At 68.2% G+C, this 17,934-nt stretch carries 15 protein-coding genes; 4 read left to right on the top strand and 11 right to left on the bottom strand.

Going from position 1 to position 17,934, the window contains the following annotated elements:
- Nucleotides 1-1,255, top strand: a 1,255-nt coding sequence (locus tag V7787_RS48515; protein WP_336094812.1) for an esterase-like activity of phytase family protein, incomplete at its 5' end; no start/stop codon positions are given.
- Between the two features lie 369 nt (nt 1,256-1,624).
- Here V7787_RS48515 and V7787_RS48510 read toward each other — a convergent pair.
- The 9 genes from V7787_RS48510 to V7787_RS48470 all read right to left on the bottom strand — a co-directional run bounded on the left by V7787_RS48510 (nt 1,625) and on the right by V7787_RS48470 (nt 11,519).
- Nucleotides 1,625-2,413, bottom strand: coding sequence for a YdeI/OmpD-associated family protein (locus V7787_RS48510; RefSeq protein ID WP_336094811.1), 789 nt, complete (start codon nt 2,411-2,413; stop codon nt 1,625-1,627).
- Nucleotides 2,414-2,452: 39 nt separating this feature from the next.
- Nucleotides 2,453-3,040, bottom strand: coding sequence for an RNA 2',3'-cyclic phosphodiesterase (gene thpR, locus V7787_RS48505; RefSeq protein WP_336094810.1), 588 nt, complete (start codon nt 3,038-3,040; stop codon nt 2,453-2,455).
- Nucleotides 3,041-3,139: 99 nt separating this feature from the next.
- Nucleotides 3,140-4,285: a hypothetical protein gene (locus tag V7787_RS48500; protein WP_336094809.1), complete on the bottom strand. Its 1,146-nt coding sequence runs from the start codon at nt 4,283-4,285 to the stop codon at nt 3,140-3,142.
- 38 nt (nt 4,286-4,323) lie between these two features.
- Nucleotides 4,324-5,040: an AraC family transcriptional regulator gene (locus V7787_RS48495; RefSeq protein WP_336094808.1), complete on the bottom strand. Its 717-nt coding sequence runs from the start codon at nt 5,038-5,040 to the stop codon at nt 4,324-4,326.
- Nucleotides 5,037-5,615 (bottom strand): SRPBCC family protein, encoded by a 579-nt coding sequence (locus V7787_RS48490; protein WP_336094807.1) that lies wholly within the window; start codon nt 5,613-5,615, stop codon nt 5,037-5,039. Before V7787_RS48490 ends, V7787_RS48495 begins: the two co-directional genes overlap by 4 nt.
- A 424-nt stretch (nt 5,616-6,039) precedes the next feature.
- Entirely contained in the window at nt 6,040-7,938 is a 1,899-nt protein-coding gene (locus V7787_RS48485; RefSeq protein WP_336094806.1) for an ATP-binding cassette domain-containing protein, read from the bottom strand.
- 325 nt (nt 7,939-8,263) lie between these two features.
- Entirely contained in the window at nt 8,264-9,133 is an 870-nt protein-coding gene (locus V7787_RS48480; protein WP_336094805.1) for a GNAT family N-acetyltransferase, read from the bottom strand.
- Between the two features lie 64 nt (nt 9,134-9,197).
- A complete protein-coding gene (locus tag V7787_RS48475; protein WP_336094804.1) occupies nt 9,198-10,760 on the bottom strand; it encodes a protein adenylyltransferase SelO in 1,563 nt (520 codons plus the stop codon).
- A gap of 81 nt (nt 10,761-10,841) precedes the next feature.
- Nucleotides 10,842-11,519: a glutathione S-transferase family protein gene (locus V7787_RS48470; protein WP_336094813.1), complete on the bottom strand. Its 678-nt coding sequence runs from the start codon at nt 11,517-11,519 to the stop codon at nt 10,842-10,844.
- Nucleotides 11,520-11,614: 95 nt separating this feature from the next.
- On the opposite strand from V7787_RS48470, the gene V7787_RS48465 reads away from it, so the two are divergent.
- Nucleotides 11,615-12,082 (top strand): YaiI/YqxD family protein, encoded by a 468-nt coding sequence (locus V7787_RS48465; protein ID WP_336094803.1) that lies wholly within the window; start codon nt 11,615-11,617, stop codon nt 12,080-12,082.
- A 129-nt stretch (nt 12,083-12,211) separates the two neighbouring features.
- Here the strand turns inward: V7787_RS48465 and V7787_RS48460 are convergent, their stop codons facing one another.
- Together V7787_RS48460 and V7787_RS48455 are read right to left on the bottom strand one after the other, a co-directional pair.
- The gene (locus tag V7787_RS48460; protein ID WP_336094802.1) at nt 12,212-13,432 is read right to left on the bottom strand and encodes an MFS transporter; all 1,221 of its coding nucleotides are present in this window, start codon (nt 13,430-13,432) and stop codon (nt 12,212-12,214) included.
- Between the two features lie 130 nt (nt 13,433-13,562).
- Complete coding sequence (locus V7787_RS48455; RefSeq protein ID WP_336094801.1) at nt 13,563-14,345, bottom strand: DeoR/GlpR family DNA-binding transcription regulator; 783 nt, start codon at nt 14,343-14,345, stop codon at nt 13,563-13,565.
- Nucleotides 14,346-14,741: 396 nt separating this feature from the next.
- Between V7787_RS48455 and V7787_RS48450 the strand changes: the two genes are divergently transcribed.
- Together V7787_RS48450 and V7787_RS48445 are read left to right on the top strand one after the other, a co-directional pair.
- Nucleotides 14,742-16,823 carry a DEAD/DEAH box helicase gene (locus tag V7787_RS48450; protein WP_336094800.1) on the top strand — a complete coding sequence of 694 codons (2,082 nt, stop codon included), beginning with the start codon at nt 14,742-14,744 and terminating at the stop codon, nt 16,821-16,823.
- A gap of 290 nt (nt 16,824-17,113) precedes the next feature.
- The gene (locus V7787_RS48445) at nt 17,114-17,869 is read left to right on the top strand and encodes a type 1 glutamine amidotransferase (RefSeq protein ID WP_336094799.1); all 756 of its coding nucleotides are present in this window, start codon (nt 17,114-17,116) and stop codon (nt 17,867-17,869) included.
- The last annotated feature ends 65 nt before the right edge of the window (nt 17,870-17,934 follow it).

The following is a 17,934-nucleotide window of genomic DNA, read 5'->3' as shown; positions in this document are numbered from 1 at the left end:
GGTGCGCCTGCCGCCGGGCACGCCCGACCAGGCCAACCTCAACCGCTTCGGTTTCTACTCCGACCTCACCTACAACCCGCGCGACGGCTATTGGTACGCCCTGTCCGACCGCGGCCCCGGCGGCGGCGTGATCGACTACGCCACCCGCCTGCAACGCCTGCGCATCCCCTACGACCATCGCAGCGGCCGCATCGGCCAGCCGGTCATCGACAAGACCGTGCTGTTCAGCATCTGGCGCGGCGACAGCTTCAATGGCCTGAATCCGCAGTTACTCAACGGCGACGCGTCCAAGCTCGGCCTGAGCTTCGATCCCGAAGGCCTGGCGATCGGCCGCAACGGCCATTTTTACGTCGCCGACGAATACGGCCCGAGCGTGTACGAGTTCACGCCCAACGGCCGCCTGCTGCGCGCCTTCGCCACGCCGGCCAACCTGCTGCCGCGCAACGCGCAAGGCAAGCTCGATTACGTCGGCGACCGCAAGCTGGTGGTCGAAGGCCGTCAAGACAACCGCGGCTTCGAAGGCCTGACCCTCAACGCCTCGGGCGACAAGTTGTACGCGGTGATGCAAGACCCGCTGACCCAGGAAGGCAGCAACAACGACGGCCGCCGCAGCCGCAACGTGCGCATCGTCGAGTTCGATCTGCGCAGCGGCCGTTCGCGCGCCCAGTACGTGTACCGGCTGGAACCCATCGCCGATCTGAACGCGATCGACCCGTCGATCGCCGACGATTTCTCCGCGACCCACCAAGGCCGCAGCATCGGCCTGAGCGCGATCCACGCGCTCAGCGACCGCGAGTTCCTGGTGCTGGAACGCGACAACCGCGGCCTGGGCGTGGAAGTCACCGCAGCGCCGTTGCACAAGCGCGTGTACCGCATTTCCCTGCGCGGCGCGACCAACGTCGCCGAGCGTTCGCTGGCCGGCAGCGACGACTTGCCCGCTGGCGTGCGCGCGGTGGCCAAGGCGCCGGAACTGGACATCCTGGCCGCGCTGCGCGATGCCGGCGCGCGCGACATCCCGGAAAAGCTGGAAGGTCTGGCGATCGGCCCGCGTCTGCGCGGCGGCAAGCATCTGGTGCTGATCGGCAGCGACAACGACTACAGCGTCACCCAGACCGGTGCGGGCGAGCAGTTCGAAGTCTGCGTGAACCGCGCCACCGGCGAGCGCGCGCAGGTCGCGCTGGACGCGGCTTGCCCGGCGGGCAAGAGCCGTATTCCGGGCACGTTGATCGGCTTTGCGGTGGATTTCCGTCGTTGAGTTGGTTGATCGGATTCGCAGCGGATTTCCGCCGTTGAGTTGATCGTGGTTTGGCGATCCGGACCGTGCGCGGTCCGGGTCGCGCTTCGTCCTAAATCTGTTCCGCCCCAACCGAAACTCCCCCACCCGTCATTCCGGCGAAAGCCGGAATCCATTTTGATCTTGCTGTTGCTCCAAGCTACTTACGGCAACAGCAACAGCAACGTCAAAATGGATTCCGGCTTTCGCCGGAATGACGGGGAAGTGGGGCTTTCGCCGGAATGACGGGGACGCGAGGCTTTCACCAGCTGGAGGTGTGCCGGTGGCCTGCGATAGCCCAGGCGACAAGTCATAGCGGCCCCGGCCCAAACCGCCGCGCAACCGCCCGACCTATTTCTCCATGTACTTCCAATTACGAACCTTGCCCTCGGCCATCCACTCCACCGCCTGCGCCAGCCGCGACGTCCGCGTCGCCTCGCGCTTGGCCGACTCGATCCACTCCACATACTCGCGCTGCTGACTCGGCGGAAACGCCGCGAAGGTCGCCCTGGCCTTGGCATTCTTGCCCAACGCGGCCTTCAAATCGGCCGGCGCCTGCACCGGCGGCTTGGCTTGCGCGCTCTTGGTCGGCGGACGCTTGGCCCCCGATTCGATCAACGCCATCGCCTGCTTCACCAACGCGCCGAGTTCGCGTTTCCCCGGCAGATCGGCGAGCGTGCTCAAACGGCCGAACTGCCCCATCGCATCGCTGCCCGCGGATTGTTCGGCGCCGACGATATTGGCGCCCTGCCAGAACCCGAACGTCGCGTGCTGCTTGAACGCGGCCATCCCGCACATCAGCTTGCCGCGATAGACAAAGCTCGGCATGCCCCATTTGATCGATTCCTCCACCGCCGGACAGGCCGCATGCACCACACCGCGCAGGTGTTCGAGGATCGGCCGTGCGAACGGCGCGGACTTGGCGATATAGGCGTCGATGCGCGGATCCGAAGACGGCGCGTCGCTCGCGGCTTTGGCCACTGACCTCTTCGCAGCGGCGCTTTTAGTCGCGCTTTTCTTCGCGACAGTTTTGGCCGCGCTCTTCTTCGCGACGGCTCCGCCCGAACCGGTCTTGAGCGAACCCGCTTTCGCGGCACCGGCTTTCGCCGTTGCCGCCGTTACCGACTTGCGCTGCGCCATGGCCGCCATCCCTGCCGAGGATGGCCCATTGTGCGCCGCTCAATCCGCCAGCGGCCACTGCCCCAGCACGGTGTAGGCGTTGCGCGAGCCCAGTTGGCTGTGGATCAGGGCGAAATCGGCGACCCGCCAGACGATGGGCTCGACCGCGACCGGCGGATGCAGATGCGCGCTGGCGTCGCGCAGGATGGTCACGTGCGGGGTCAGCTGATGGCCGCCCTCCACCCGCACCCCGCGCTTGGCCAAGGCCACGCCGAGCCGGTCGAACAAGGCCTGCAACGCCTCGGGCGTGCGCTCGCAGCCCAGCCACCACGGGATCGAACGGTTGCGGAAACTGCCCGCACGATCGAGCCGCAGTTCGAACGCGCCGGCGGCGACCTCGCCGGCTGCGGCTTGCGCGGCGGCGGCGCGGTCGGCCTGGAACTGGTGGGCGTCGCCAAGGAACTGCAAGGTCAGGTGATAGCGATGCGCGCCGATCAGACGGCCGCCGCCTTCGTGGCCCGCGCGCACGCCGGCCGCGACCTCGGCCATACGCTGGCGCGTGGCTTCATCGGGCAACAAGGCGAAGAACAATCGATGGATATCGGCGCTGGGCGGCGGCGCATCGCCGAACAATGAATTCTGTTGCATGCCGACAGTTTACTGCGCTCGCGGCAACACCGCGGCCCGGGAGTTTCCGAGCCGCGGCGCAGTGCTCTTATCGATGCCGTCTTATCCCAAAGCGTCCGATCACGACTTGGGCTTGGCCGCCTCGCCCGCGCCCTTCGCCGGCTCGCTCTTGGCGGGCGTTTCCGCCTCGCGCTTGCGGGTGTCCTCGATCAACACCTCGCTCGCGGCCTTGCGCACCGCCAGCGGATCGGCCTGGTTCAGATCGGTGTCGGCCGGCAGCCCCAGCTTGGCGACGATGTCGACGATCACCTTCTTGTTCGCGTAAGGATGCGGATGATCGGGGTTGTCGTCGCGGCTGCGGTAGAACTTGGACAGCAGGTTCTTGTAGGTCGTATTCGATTTGAACAACTCGGTCAGCTTGGCCCGGTACTCCAGCACCCACGGCTCCATCTTCGGCCAACGCTTGAGGTCGGCGAAGTGCTGGGCTTCGTGGCCGAGGAAGCTGGCCTGGAAGTCCTCGCCGGTGAGATCGCCGTAGGCCGAGCGCACCGCGTACAGGCCCTCGGGTTTGGCCCAACCGGCGGCGCCGCTGGTTTCGCAGGCGCTGTAGCGGCTCCAGCCGCGGCTGACCCATTCGTCCATCAGGAACACCCGCACCGGTTGTTTGGAACCGTCGGGCAGATCGACGGTGTAGTCCTTTTCGTCCTGCTTGCCCCACAGGAACAAGTCGTACAGCGGCGGCGTGCGGCCCTGCAGGGCGTGGAAGCCGCGCTTGCCCAGTTCGGCGCTGAGCCGGTCGGTCAACGCCTCGAACGCGTCCTCGCCGTCGGCTGGCGGCTGCTCGCCCAGCAGCGCGGCGAGCTTGGTTTTCAGCTGTTTTTCCTCGGCCGGACGGCTGGCCGGATCGCGCACGGCCTGCCACCAATAGCGCTGGTAGATCTCCAGCGTCTGCTTGGCCAGCGGGTCGGTGGCGGTGCCGACCAGGGCCGGCGGCGTCTTGCGCTCGTGGCGTTCGAGCATGCAGCTGCGGAAGGTGGCGTCCTTGGCGTTGAACTGATCGACCGGCGCGGATTTCAGCGCGGTCAACGCGGTCGGCACGTCGGCGCGCAGGACCGCGCCGAGCGCGTCGCTGACCGCCTTGGCCGCGAGCGGGCCGCTGTCGGCTTGCTTGGGCACATCGGCGGCGGCGGCGATCGCGCAGGCGATCAGCAGCGGCAGCGCGGCGACGGCGGGCAGCAGGGACATCTTCTTCAGGGCAGCGTGCATTGGGGGATCTCCGTGAACGCGGTGTCGCGTTGGAGCCATTAAGCCGCGGCCGCCAGTCCCCGGTCTTGTACGTACTTGATCTGTTGCCGCAACCGCGCCGGGGTGCAGCCGGCGTGGGCGACGACGATCCGGTGCAGATGGCTTTGATCGGCGAAACCCGCGGCGGCGGCGACCTCGACCAGCGGCATCGGCCCGCGCAACATCCGCAGCGCCCGGCGCCAGCGCGCCTCGCGCCGCAACGCCCGCGGCGACATGCCGAAGCTGCGGCCGAGCGCGCGGCTGGCGTGTTCGGCCGAAACGCCGAGGCGGCGCGCGATCAGGGCGATGTCGTCGTCGCTTTCGTCCATGCCGCGCAGCAGTTCGCCCTGCCAGTCCGGCAATTCGACCGCGGCCTGCGGCGCGGCGCAGGCCAGCAGCTGCGGCAGTTCGCGCGGGCTGCGCTGGAACACGTCCAAGGCCTCGCGCAGATCGTGCACCTGCCAGGCGCTGGCGCTGCCGTCGACCAGGCGCGCGGCCGTTTCGTCGGAGAGTTCGATATTGATCGCGCTGGCGCCGATCCGGCCGAAGCGGTCGCCGTGGGCGTGATACGGCGGATGCAGGATCAGGGTGCCGGGCCGGCACGGCAGCGGGCCGTCGAGGCTGGATTCGGTGTAGTCGCCGTCCAGCACCAACGCCGCGTACGCCTCGCGATGGCGATGCGTGGCCAGCACCGCGCCGCGATCGTGGCGGGTGCGATAGGCCGGTTGCGGATTCACGGACGCTTTTCCTCTGCTTTCGCCCCGGCCGCGCGCGGCTTGCGCAGGTAGTCGGCCAAGCCGCCCAGTTGCAGCGCCTGCACTTTGTCGATCACCGGCACGAATTTGCTCAGATCGTCCGGGCCGTAACCGCCGGCGCGGTAGTACAGGACGATGCGGGTGCCGCCGTCCTTGGCCGGGCTGAGCCGGAATTCCATCGCCCCGCTCACTCCCATGCCCTGCAACGGGCCCAGGCCGCCGAGCAGGCGCAGGGTCTTGCCCGGATCGACGAAGCTCACGCTCATGTGCTGCGCCTGCTGCTTGCCGTCGCGGCCGATCTCGCAGAAACAGCCGCCGGCGCGCGGGTCGATCGACAGCGTCGAGGCGGCGCCCCACCAGGTGTGGTCCTTCGGCCACCAGCGGTCGACGTCCTCGGTCAGCGCTTTCCAGGCGGTGGCTGGGTCGACCGGCACCGTCTGCTCGTTTTCGATGGTGAAACCGTTGGCCGCCGAGTCCTTGACCGCGGCGTTGGCGCCGCCGGCCGCGAGCGCGGCGGCGAGCGTGATGGTGGTGGTGATCGAGCCGATTGCGCGCATCGCCGCACTCCCCTTGCCGGCCGTCCGGCGTCGTTCAGGGAATTGGAACCGGGCGGGTGCTTGGGCGCAATAGTCGGAAGTTGGGTCGCGGCCAGGGGTGCGGCGGCACGGCGAAACGGGCACGCGTCGCCCCGCTTTTGCTCGTCATCCCCGCGAAGGCGGGGGTGAACGGATGCGGCTTGCGAGCCACTGGCTCGCGCATCCGTGAACGCCAGGGCGCTTACGCCCTGGCCGGGCCGCAGAGACTTCAGAGCCATGTCGCGATGAAGCCCTGGATCCCCGCCTTCGCGGGGATGACGGACTGGGGAGTTTCTCGCCACCTCTTACTCGTCATTCCCGCGTTCGCGGGAATGACGAAGGAAAGTACGCCGCGACGGTAACGTCCGGCAGGAATCGCCGTCGAATCGCTCAGGCACCAAGCGCCTTAAGCATCCAACTCCGCCCACCGCGCATACGCCTGATCCAACTCCGCCTGCGTCTGCGCCAGAGTCGCGTTGTGCGCATTGATCGCCGCGCTGTCGCGCTGATAAAACGCCGACTCGTTCATCTGCGCGGTCAGTTCGCCCACGCGCGTTTCCAGTTGCTCGATCCGCGCCGGCAGTTGCTCCAGTTCGCGCGCGTCCTTGTAGCTGAGCTTGCGCTTGGGCGCCGCCGCTTCGGGCTGGGCCTTGGCCGGTTCGGCCTTGACCGGCGCGGCCTTGGCCGATTCCTTGGCGGTGGCCTTGGCCGCGGCGGCGTAGCCGGCCGGGCGCTGGCGTTGCCAGTCGCTGTAGCCGCCGACGTATTCGCCGACCCGGCCGTCGCCTTCCATCACCAGGGTGGAGGTGACCACGTTGTCGAGGAAGTCGCGGTCGTGGCTGACCAGCAGCAAGGTGCCCGGGTAGTCGCCGAGCAGCTCTTCCAGCAGTTCCAGCGTTTCCACGTCCAGATCGTTGGTCGGTTCGTCCATCACCAGCAGGTTGGACGGCTGCGCGAACAGCTTGGCCAGCAGCAGGCGGTTGCGTTCGCCGCCGGACAGGCGGGTGATCGGCGCGCGCGCGCGTTCGGGGGTGAACAGGAAATCCTGCAAGTAGCCGATGACGTGCTTGCTCTTGCCGCCGACTTCGACGTATTCGCGGCCTTCCGAGACGTTTTCCAACGCGTTCCAGTCCTCGCGCAAGGTCGCGCGGTACTGGTCGAAATAGGCGATCTGCAGCTTGCTGCCTTCGCGCACCTCACCGGCGGTGGGCTGCAGCTCGCCGAGCAGAATCTTCAGCAAGGTGGTCTTGCCGCTGCCGTTGGGGCCGATCAGGCCGATGCGGTCGCCGCGGAACACCGTGGTCGACAGATCGCGCAGCAGCGGCTTGCCGCCGTAATCGAACGACACGTCCTTGGTCTCGATGACCTTGCGCCCGGAGGCCTCGGACTGGGCGAAATCCATGCGCACGTTGCCGACCGTGTCGCGGCGCGCGGCGCGCTCGTTGCGCATCGCCTTGAGCCGGCGCACGCGGCCTTCGTCGCGGGTGCGGCGGGCCTTGATGCCCTGGCGGATCCACACTTCTTCCTGCGCCAGCAATTTGTCGAAACGCGCGTTCTCCTGCGCTTCGGCGTTGAGACGTTCTTCGCGGCGGCGCACGTAGTTGTCCCAGTCGCCGGGCCAGCTGGTGACCTGGCCGCGGTCGATTTCGACGATGCGGGTGGCCAGCGCGCGCAGGAAGCGGCGGTCGTGGGTGACGAACAACAGCGCGCCCTGCCACGACTTGAGGAATTGTTCGAGCCAATCGATGGCTTCGATGTCCAGATGGTTGGTCGGTTCGTCCAGCAGCAGCAGGTCCGGCGCCGACACCAGCGCGCGCGCCAGCAGCACCCGCCGCTTCATCCCTCCGGACAGGCCGGAGAACTCGGCATCGCCGTCCAGGTCGAGCTTGGTCAGGGTTTCGGTGACCCGCTGATCCAGGCCCCAGCCTTGCGCGGCCTCGATCTTGCCCTGCACTTCGGCCAGCTTGTCGGCGTCGTAATTGTCGCCGTGGGTAAGGTGGTGGTACTCGGCCAGCCAATGGCCCAGGTCGCCGAGACCGTCGGCGACCACGTCGAAGACGCTGCCGTCGGCGCCAGGCGGGACTTCCTGTTCGAGCCGGGCGATGCGGGTATTGCCCTCGCGGCGAATTTCTCCGTCGTCTGCGTGGATTTCGCCGGCCAGCAGTTTCATGAGCGTGGACTTGCCCGCGCCGTTGCGGCCGATCAGGGCGATGCGTTCGCCCGCTTCGATGGCCAGTTCGACGTTTTCGAGCAGGAGCGGGCCGCCGACGCTGTAGTCGACGTTCTGGACGGTAATCAGAGGCATCCGGACATTCTACCGGGCGCGGCGGGTCCGGCGGCGATTCGGGCGCGCCCCGGACGCATCCACAGGCGTTCGGCCCGGCGCATAATCGGCCCAGGCGCACGGCTCCGGCCGCGCTGCGCCGTCACCCAGCCGAGGAGAGACCATGAGCAAAGGCATGGACCGCAAGAAGGAAACCAAGAAGAAACCGGCCAAGACCCTGAAGGAAAAGCGCGCCGACAAGAGCGAAAAGAAGAACGCCAAGGGCTGACGTCGCGGGCTTCGGCCCGGCGCAAACGCCGCGTTCGGTTGCAAGCGGTGGCCGCGGACTTCGCCGCCACCGCGCCGCTCAGGTCCGCGCCAACAGCGGAAAACGGTGGGGTTGGGCCAGAACCGCCAGATTGCGCACGAACAGCCCGGCATCGTCCTCGACCCCGACCGCCACCGCCCGCGGCCACAGCCGTTCGGGGGTGAAGCCCAGGCGCAGGCTATGGATCGGCGCGTCGATCAACCGCCCGATCATCGCCGGCACATCCACCGGCCCGCGCGCGAACACGTCCTCGATCAGCAACGCCCCGTCTTCGGCCTGGGCGAACACCCAGGTGTCCTCATCCAGCCGCCGCAGCGGGCTGGCGTAGCCGTTGGCCGCATACCAGGTGGCGATGCGGCCGTAATCGCGCGCGGCGAAGCGCTCGCTGACCGGACGCGCCGCCGCGGCGGCGCGCAGAAAGGCGTCGCGTACCGCGGCATCGGCCAAGTCCACGATCGGCGCGGGTGCGCCCTCGGGCGTGGCCACGCAATCGGCGGCGAACAGATGCTGCGGCGCCGGGCTGAAGCCGAAGCGCGGATAGAACTCGAGCACGGTTTCGTTGCAGAACAAGAACACCGGCGCGTCGCCGCAGTGGGCCAGCGCCGCCTGCATCGCCTGACGCGCCAGTCCCTGCCCGCGGAACTCGGGCAGGCAGCCGACCGCGCCTAACTGAAAACCTTCGGTCTCCACGCCGTCGACCCGCAAGCGCATCCGCCACGCCGACGCGTTGGCCAGCACCCGCTCGCCGTCGAAAAGGCAGAACGCGCGATAGTCCTCGCCCCATTGCTGCCAATCGCACCAGCGGCGAAAGTCGGCCTGGATGAACACCTGCGCGACGTAATCGCAATAGGCCGGATGCAGCGCGCTGTCGGCGGGGCCGAGGACGCGCAATGACAAGTTCGTACTCATCACGCGATTGTGCGCAGCCGCGCGGCGAAAAGCTGTATCCGTCTGTAGCCCGGCGCGCGCCGGCTCAGGAACTGCACGACAGCATCGAGCAGCCGGCCTTTTCGCGCGCCCAATCCGGGCGCTTGGCGGCGAAGGCCTCGCGGCCGGGCTGATCCGCATACGGCCGGCGCATCACCTCAAGCAGTTCGCGCACGCCGTCCGGATCGCCTTGCTCGGCGCGGTCGATCGCCTGCTGGGCCAGATAGTTGCGCAGCACATAACGCGGGTTGGCCGCGTTCATGCGGGCGATACGCTCGGCCTCGGGCCAGGCGTCGGCGCGCGCCCTGGCGGCGTAACGCGCCAGCCATTCGCGCAAGGCCGGTTGGCCGGCCTCGGCCAGGGCCGGATCGTAATAGGCGTCGGCGAACACCGCCGCGTCGGGCGCATCGCTGTCGATCGCGACCTGGGCCAGGGCGCGGAAGAAGAGGGTCATGTCCACTTCGTGCTGCTGCAGCCAATCGCGCAAGGTCTGCATCAGCTCGACATCGTCGTCGCCGCATTCGCGCAGCCCCAGCTTGGCGGCGATGCTGTCGCGCTCGGTCGCGTTGTAGGCCTCGACATAACGGCGCAGGCCGTCCTGCAGCGCTTCCACCGGGACCAGCAACGACAACGCGCCGGCCAAACGGCTGAGATTCCAATACGCGACCTGCGGCTGCTGCCCGTAGCGGTAACGGCGGCGGCCGGCATCGGTGGTGTTGGGAGTCCAGTCCGGGTCGTAGTTGTCGATCCAGCCGTAGGGGCCGTAGTCGATGGTCAGGCCCAGAATCGACAGGTTGTCGGTATTCATCACCCCGTGGACGAAGCCGACCCGCATCCAGTGCGCCATCAGCACCGCGGTGCGCTCGCACACTTGCGCGAACCAGGCTGCGTACAAGGCCAGTGCCTCGCCGCCCAGTTCGGGGAAGTCGCGGGCGATGCATACGTCCATCAGACGCCGCAGCAATGCGGTCTCGCCGCGCGAGGCCGGCAGTTCGAAATTGCCGAAGCGGATGAACGACGGTGCGACCCGGCAGACGATGGCGCCGGGTTCGGCCTGCGGGTGGCCGTCGTAGAACATGTCGCGGATCACCGAGTCGCCGGTGGCGACCAGACTCAACGCGCGCGTGGTCGGCACGCCCAGGTGGTGCATCGCCTCGCTGCACAGGAATTCGCGGATCGACGAACGCAGCACCGCGCGGCCGTCGGCGCTGCGCGAGTACGGGGTCGGCCCGGCGCCCTTGAGTTGCAATTCCCAGCGCGCGCCGGCGGCGTCGACCGCCTCGCCGAGCGAGATCGCGCGGCCGTCGCCGAGCTGCCCGGCCCAGTTGCCGAACTGATGGCCGCCGTAGTTGGCCGCGTACGGCTGCATGCCCGGCAGCAAGGCGTTGCCGCCGAACACCGCGGCGAACTCGGCGCTGGCCACATCCGCCTCGCTGAAGCCCAGGGCCGCGGCCATCTCGGCCGAATACGCCAACAGGGTCGGCGCGCTGACCGGGGTCGGTTCGACCCGCGAATACGCCGCGTCGAACACCTGGCGCACGCCCGGACCGTAGTCGGGATCGCCCGGCAGTTCGCGGACGAAGACATTGTCGAATCGCAGTGCGTGCATGGGGATCTGTGCTTGGGCTGGCGTGTCTGAAATGGGTGCCGCGAAGTCGAAATCCAAGCGCGAAACCGCAGCCGCCGCCGCTCAGCTGAGCAGCGAGTACGGCCCGCCCTTCTCCAGCGCGCGCTGGTACGCCGGTCGCGCGCGGATGCGTTCGACGAAAGCCTGCATCTGCGGGCGCTCGCCGCCGGCGCGCGCGGCAGCCGCTTCCACCGGGAAACTCATCTGGATGTCGGCGGCGGTGAAGCGCTCGCCGGCGAACCACGGACGCTGGCTCAGTTGGCTTTCGATGTAATCCAGATGCAGCTTCAACTGCGGCCCGACGAAGGAGGCCATGGCCTTGTCGGCGATGCCGCGCGCCACCGGTTTGACGAAAAACGGCATCGGCGCGCGCTTGAGCCGCGAGAACACCAGGCTCAGCAGCAACGGCGGCATCGCCGAGCCTTCGGCGTAGTGCAGCCAGTAGCGGTAGCGCATGCGCTCCTCGCCGTCGAGCGGATGCAAGGGCGGCGAGACCTGGTGCTGGCTGTCGTAGCGCTCGGTCAGGGTTTCGATGATCGCGGCCGATTCGGCCAACACCTGCCCGTCCAGTTCCACCACCGGCGATTTGCCCAGCGGATGGATCGCACGCAGTTCCTTCGGCGCCAGCATGGTTTTGGGGTCGCGCTGATAGCGGATCACCTCGTAGGGCAGTTGCAATTCCTCCAGCAGCCACAGCACGCGCTGGGAACGGGAATTGTTGAGGTGATGGACCTTGATCATGCGCGCGGCCGAATGCTGGGGCGGAGAGCGCATGGTAAGGGATGCGGCGGTCGGCCAACCCGGTCAAAATGCCGCCTGACTCTGCGACTAACGCCATGACCGAAACCACTGCCAGCCAAATCTGGGTCGATGCCGACGCTTGCCCCGGTGCGATCAAGGAGATTCTGTTCCGCGCCGCCGAACGCGCCGGGATCGCGCTGACCTTGGTCGCCAATCAGTGGATCCGGACGCCGCCCTCGCGTTACATCCGTTCGATCCAGGTGCCGGGCGGGTTGGACGCGGCCGATAACGAGATCGTGCAGCGGCTGGCGGCCGGCGATCTGGTGGTGACCCAGGACATTCCGCTGGCATCGCTGGCTTTGGAAAAGGGCGCGGTCGCGTTGAATCCGCGCGGGGAGCTGTACACCCGCGACAACATCGCCGAGCGCTTGTCGGTGCGCAATTTCATGGAGGAGTTGCGCGGCGCGGGGGTTCAGACCGGTGGGCCGGCGGCGTTTCATGCTCGCGATAAGCAGGCGTTTGCGGGGCAGTTGGATAAGTGGTTGGCGCGGCGGGGGCGTTGAGATCTGCCCTCACCCCAACCCCTCTCCCGCAAGCGGGAGAGGGGCTTTCAATTACTGGGAGAGGGGCGGTTACGAGCCCTTCTCCCGCTTGCGGGAGAAGGTGCCCGAAGGGCGGATGAGGGCAGCCACTCAGCCCCTGCCAGCCGCAATCCGCGCACTGGCCGCAACCACCACCAAAGCCACCCCAAGCAACACGAACGCTAACGGCAAACTAGCGACCTTGGCGATCCAACCAATCCCCGCCGGCCCCGCCAAAATCCCGGCATAACCCAACGTACTCACCGCCGACACCGCCGCACCCGCCGGCATCGCCTTCTGATTGCCGGCCGCGCTGAACAAGATCGGCACGATGTTGGAACAGCCGATACCGACCAACGCGAACCCCAGCAACGTCGCCCACGCCCACGGCAAAAGCGCCGCCAACAGAAAGCCCGCCGCCGCGCAGGCGCCGCCCAGCGCCAGCACCGGCCGCGCGCCGAAGCGCTGCACGATCCGATCGCCGCTGAACCGCCCGACCGTCATCGCCAAGGCGAACACCGCATAGCCGATCCCCGCCACCGCGGGCTGCACGCCGCGCCCCGACACCAGCAGCAGCGCGCTCCAGTCCAGCATCGCGCCCTCGGCCAGAAACACGATGAAGCACAGCACGCCGATCAGGATCACGATGCCATGCGGCAACACGAACATCGAACCGCCCTGACCATCATCGCCGTACCGCAACAAGCCGCGGCTGCCGAACAACATCAGCAACGCCAGCAACATCGCCACGCTCATCGCCGCGGTCAGCGGCGTGGCCTGAAACCACAACAGCGCGCTGGCCAGGCCTGCGCCGGCGATGCCGCCGACGCTGAAAAATCCGTGAAATCCCGACATCAAGGCGCGGCCGCTGGCTTTCTCCACGATCACCGCCTGGATGTTGATGGCGACATCGATGCTGCCGATCGCCGCACCGAAGCCGAACAAGGCCAACGCCATCGACGGCACCGTGGACAGTTGCGCCAGCAGCGGCAAGGTCGCGCAGACCACCGCGCTGGCGAACAGAATCACCCGCCGGCAGCCGTAACGCGCGGCGATCGCCCCGGTCAGCGGCATGGTCGCCATCGAACCGGCGCCGAGCGCGAGCAGCAACAAACCCAAGGTGCCGTCGTCGACGCCGGTGCGGGCCTTCGCGTACGGCACCAACGGCGCCCACGCGGCCATCGCCAATCCGGCGATGAAGAACGCGATGCGGGTGGACAGGCGCTCGCTGGCGCCGATCGTCGCGCTGCCGGCGCGCGACGACGGCGCGGCCGCCGCGGAGGCCGCATCGACGGTTTGCGCGGCGATAGGGTTGGACTCGGATTCGCTCATGGGGATTTCGGACTCCGGTACTCGATTGGATTCGAATGAACTCAGGACAGCGGCTCGGGCACGACCCGATTCGACCGCTCGAAACAAAGCGCATGACCCGCGCGCCGACGCGTTGCGCCCAGCGCCGCGATCACTGCGCCGGCTGCGCCCGCACCACCCGCACGCCCAGTTGCGCGAACGCCTTGGCCTTGGCCACATCGGCGCCGTGCTCGATCACCAAGGTGTTCAAACCGTCGGCGGGCAACACCGCGTACGGCCCGGCGGTGCCGAGTTTTTCGTCGGTCGCCACCGCCACCACCGCGCGGCTGACCGCCGCGGCGGCCTGCTTGAACTGGGCGTCCTCGAAGCCCAACGCGCTCACTCCGGCCTGCGCGTCGGCGCCGCATACGCCGAGGAAATACACATCGCTGCGGATGGCCTCGACGTCGCGGATCGCACCGCCGCCGAGGCTGGCGCCGATGCGCGGATCGACCCGGCCGCCGATCACGATCAGCTCGATGTCCTCGCGCAACGCCAGCAGCGCGGCGATCCCCGGCGCGTTGGTCGCCACGGTCAGGGCGAACCCGCGCGGCAACGCCTGGGCGATGGCCAGGTTGGTCGATCCGGCGTCCAGGAACACCACCTGCCCGCGCTGGATCAATCCGGCCGCCGCGCTCGCCAACGCCGCCTTGCGCGTCAGCGCCTGGGTCTGACGCACTGCGATCGGCCCGTTGTCCGGCGCCAGCGGCAACGCGCCGCCGTACACCCGCCGGCACTGCCCGGCCGCGGCCATCTCGCGCAAATCGCGGCGGATGGTGTCGTGGGACACCTCCAGTTCGCGCGCCAAATCCACTGCGATCACCCGGCCCTGGGCGAGCAGGCGGTCGAGAATCAGACGGTGGCGTTGCTGGGGCAGGAGTTCTTCGACCGACATGGGCGGGCCCAATCGTTAATGATTGAGTCCAATTGTGCACAATCGTGCAAACCATGCAAGCCGATCCGCGCCAAGGCCGCGAATCGACCGATCCGGCACAACACCGACCTGTCCGCCGAGCCGGCCATCGACCGATGGCCGCGCCGATTTCGCCCGACGCCTGCGTTTGCGTTCCGAAGCAAGCGGGTTTTCGCGCACTTCGCCGATTTCCAACCGCGTAATCGGCCGCGTCCACGTCGCGCGCGAGGTCCGCGTGCCAGCACTGGAGCGCTTGAATCAAGGTGTTTTCGCGCACACGCCCCGCGCCGCGCCAAGCCAAGAGCCATCGCTCCACATGCTTGCGAGTAAACTGGTCGGTCTTCCGACCGGCCACGCCGGCGCTGCTGGAGCCTCGTCATGAGCGCCGACAAGCCCAATACCCCCACCGATACCCCGTCCGAGGCCCCCGCCTCGCCCAAGTTCACCGATCTGGCCCTGTCCGCGCCGCTGCTGCGCGCGCTGGCCGACGTCGGCTACGAATCGCCCTCGCCGATCCAGGCCGCGACCATTCCGCCGCTGCTGGAAGGCCGCGACGTGCTCGGCCAGGCCCAGACCGGCACCGGCAAGACCGCCGCGTTCGCGCTGCCGATCCTGGCCCAGATCGATCCCAAGCAGTTCAAGCCGCAGGCGCTGGTGCTGGCACCGACCCGCGAGCTGGCGATCCAGGTCGCCGAGGCGTTCCAGAAGTACGCCACCCACCTGCCCGGCTTCCACGTCCTGCCGATCTACGGCGGCCAGAGCTACTACCCGCAGCTGCAGGCGCTCAAGCGCGGTGTGCATGTGGTCGTCGGTACGCCGGGCCGGGTGATCGATCACCTGGAGCGCGGTTCGCTGGACCTGTCCGAGCTGCGCTGCCTGGTCCTCGACGAAGCCGACGAAATGCTGCGCATGGGCTTTATCGACGACGTCGAGAACGTGCTCAAGAAGACCCCGGAATCGCGCCAGGTGGCGTTGTTCTCGGCGACCATGCCGCCGCAGATCAAGCGCATCGCCCAGACCTACCTGAAGACCCCGGTCGAGATCGCGATCAAGTCGACCACCACCACCGCCGCCAACATCCGCCAGCGTTACTGGTCGGTCAGCGGCGTGCACAAGCTCGACGCGCTGACCCGCATTCTGGAAGCCGAATCCTTCGACGCGATGATCGTGTTCGCGCGGACCAAGCTGGGCACCGACGAACTGGCCGAGAAGCTGTCGGCGCGCGGCATCTCCGCCGCGGCGATCAACGGCGACGTGCAGCAGGCGCAGCGCGAGAAGACCATCCAGAACCTCAAGGACGGCAAGATCGACGTGCTGGTCGCCACCGACGTGGCCGCGCGCGGCCTGGACGTGGAACGCATCAGCCACGTGCTGAACTACGACATTCCCTACGACACCGAAAGCTACGTCCACCGGATCGGCCGCACCGGCCGCGCCGGGCGCAAGGGCGAGGCGATCTTGTTCGTGACCCCGCGCGAGCGCGGCATGCTGCGGGCGATCGAGCGCGCCACCCGCCAGCCGATCGAACCGATGGAGCTGCCGAGCGTTGAGACCGTCAACGAGCAGCGCGTTTCGCGCTTCCTCGGCCGCATCACCGATGCGCTGGAAAGCAGCGAGCTGGGCCTGTTCCGCGACATGGTCGAACGCTACGAGCGCGAGAAGAACGTGCCGGCGGTGGAAATCGCCGCCGCGCTGGCCAAGCTGGTGCAGGGCGACAACCCGCTGCTGCTGACCCCGCCGCCGGCGCTGCCGAAGTACGCGCGCGAAGAACGCGACGGCCCGCGCGAGCACCGCGGTCAGGCCACCCGCAAGTTCAACGAGCGCGACAACGCCTCCAACTCCGGCGCGCACCGGCGCGAGCGCGACGACAACCGTTTCGACAGCACGCGCCGCGATGCGCGTCCGCCCCGCGACGAACGCCCGGCGCCGGCGCACCGCCACGAAGACCGTCAGTTCACCCCGCCGAGCGCATCGCGTCCGCCGGTCAACCACGCCGAATCCTTCTTCGACGACGACGCGCCCGCGCCGCGCGCCGAACGCAGCGAACGCTCGCACGAGCGCGCGCCGCGCGAGGCCGAGGTCGGCATGGAAACCTTCCGCATCGAAGTCGGCCACAGCCACGGCGTGCAGCCGGGCAATATCGTCGGCGCGATCGCCAACGAGGCCGATCTGGAAAGCCGTTACATCGGCCGCATCGACATCCGCGATGAGTACACCCTGGTCGATTTGCCCGAAGGCATGCCGCGCGAGTTGATGGAGCACCTGAAGAAGGTGCGCGTGGCCGGGCAGCCGCTGCGCATCCAGCGCGCCGGTCCGGGCGATGCCGAAGGCGGTCGCTCGCCGCGTCCGGGCGGTCCGCGCGGCCCCGGCGGTCCGCGTCCGGGCGGCCCGCGCCCGGGTGGTCCGCGTCCGCCGCACGGTGGGCCGAAGAAGTCGTTCAAGCCGCGTTCGCCGCGCTGATCGCTTTTCCCTTCTCCCGCTAAGCGGCGCCCGAGGGTGTGCAAGGCTGAGAAGGTGGCCCGAAGGGCCGGATGAGGGCGCGCGAAATACGGTTGCGTCGCAAATTCAGGGCGCGCGCGCCCTCACCCCAACCCTCTCCCGCAGGCGGGAGAGGGAGCCAAGTGCAAGCATCGTCGCTGCCCCTCTCCCGCTGGCTGGAGTGAGGGCCCACGAGAATTCATAAGCCCACCCGCCCCCATCGCCGCCAGGGTTTGGCATAGTCGCAGCCATAGTTCGCACCGCCGCCGCCGATGTCCCGCATCCTGGTTTTCCAACACGTCGCCGCCGAGCCCCTGGGCACTCTGGATCCGTTGATCCGCGGCCGCGGCCACCGCATCCGCTTCACCAACTTCGACCGCGACCCCGAGGCGCAGCCCAACGTCGACCGCTACCGCGGCCTGGTCGTGCTCGGCGGTCCGATGAATGTCGAAGATCAAGCGCGGCGCCCGCATCTGCGCACCGAACTGCTGGCGATCGAACGCATGCTCGAACAAGGCAAACCGGTGCTGGGCATCTGCCTGGGCGCGCAATTGCTTGCCCATGTGCTGGGCGCGCCGATCCGCAAACACCACCGGCCGGAAATCGGCTGGTATCAGCTGCAGCCCACCGACGCCTGCGCCGCCGACCCGGTGCTGGCGCCGCTGGCGCAAGCCGCGCCGGTGTTCCAGTGGCACCGCTACAGTTTCGAGATACCGCAGGGCGCGCAGCATCTGGCCCGCACCGACAGCTGCGAGCAGCAAGCCTTCCGCTGGGGCGAAAGCGCCTACGGTTTTCAGTTCCATCTGGAAATGGACGTGCCGCTGATCGAGCGCTGGCTGGCCAATCCGGCCTACCGCGAGGAACTGGCCGAACTCGGCCAGGACACCAGCGAAGCGGCGATCCGCGCGCAGACCGCCGAGCATATCCAGGCCATGCAGGGCCGCGCCGACGCGGTGTTCAACAACTTCCTCGATCTGGTCGGACGGCCGCAGCGGCGCTACACCCTGCCCTCGCGCGAGTGGGTCTAGCCGCTGCTCCCGTGAGCTACCTGTAGGAGCTGCGCAAGCTGCGACCGCGAATCCGCAACTACTGC

The organism is Pseudomonas sp. CGJS7 (genome assembly GCF_036961695.1).
The sequence above is the reverse complement of the archived record's forward strand: the minus strand, read 5'-3'. Positions and strand labels throughout refer to the sequence as shown.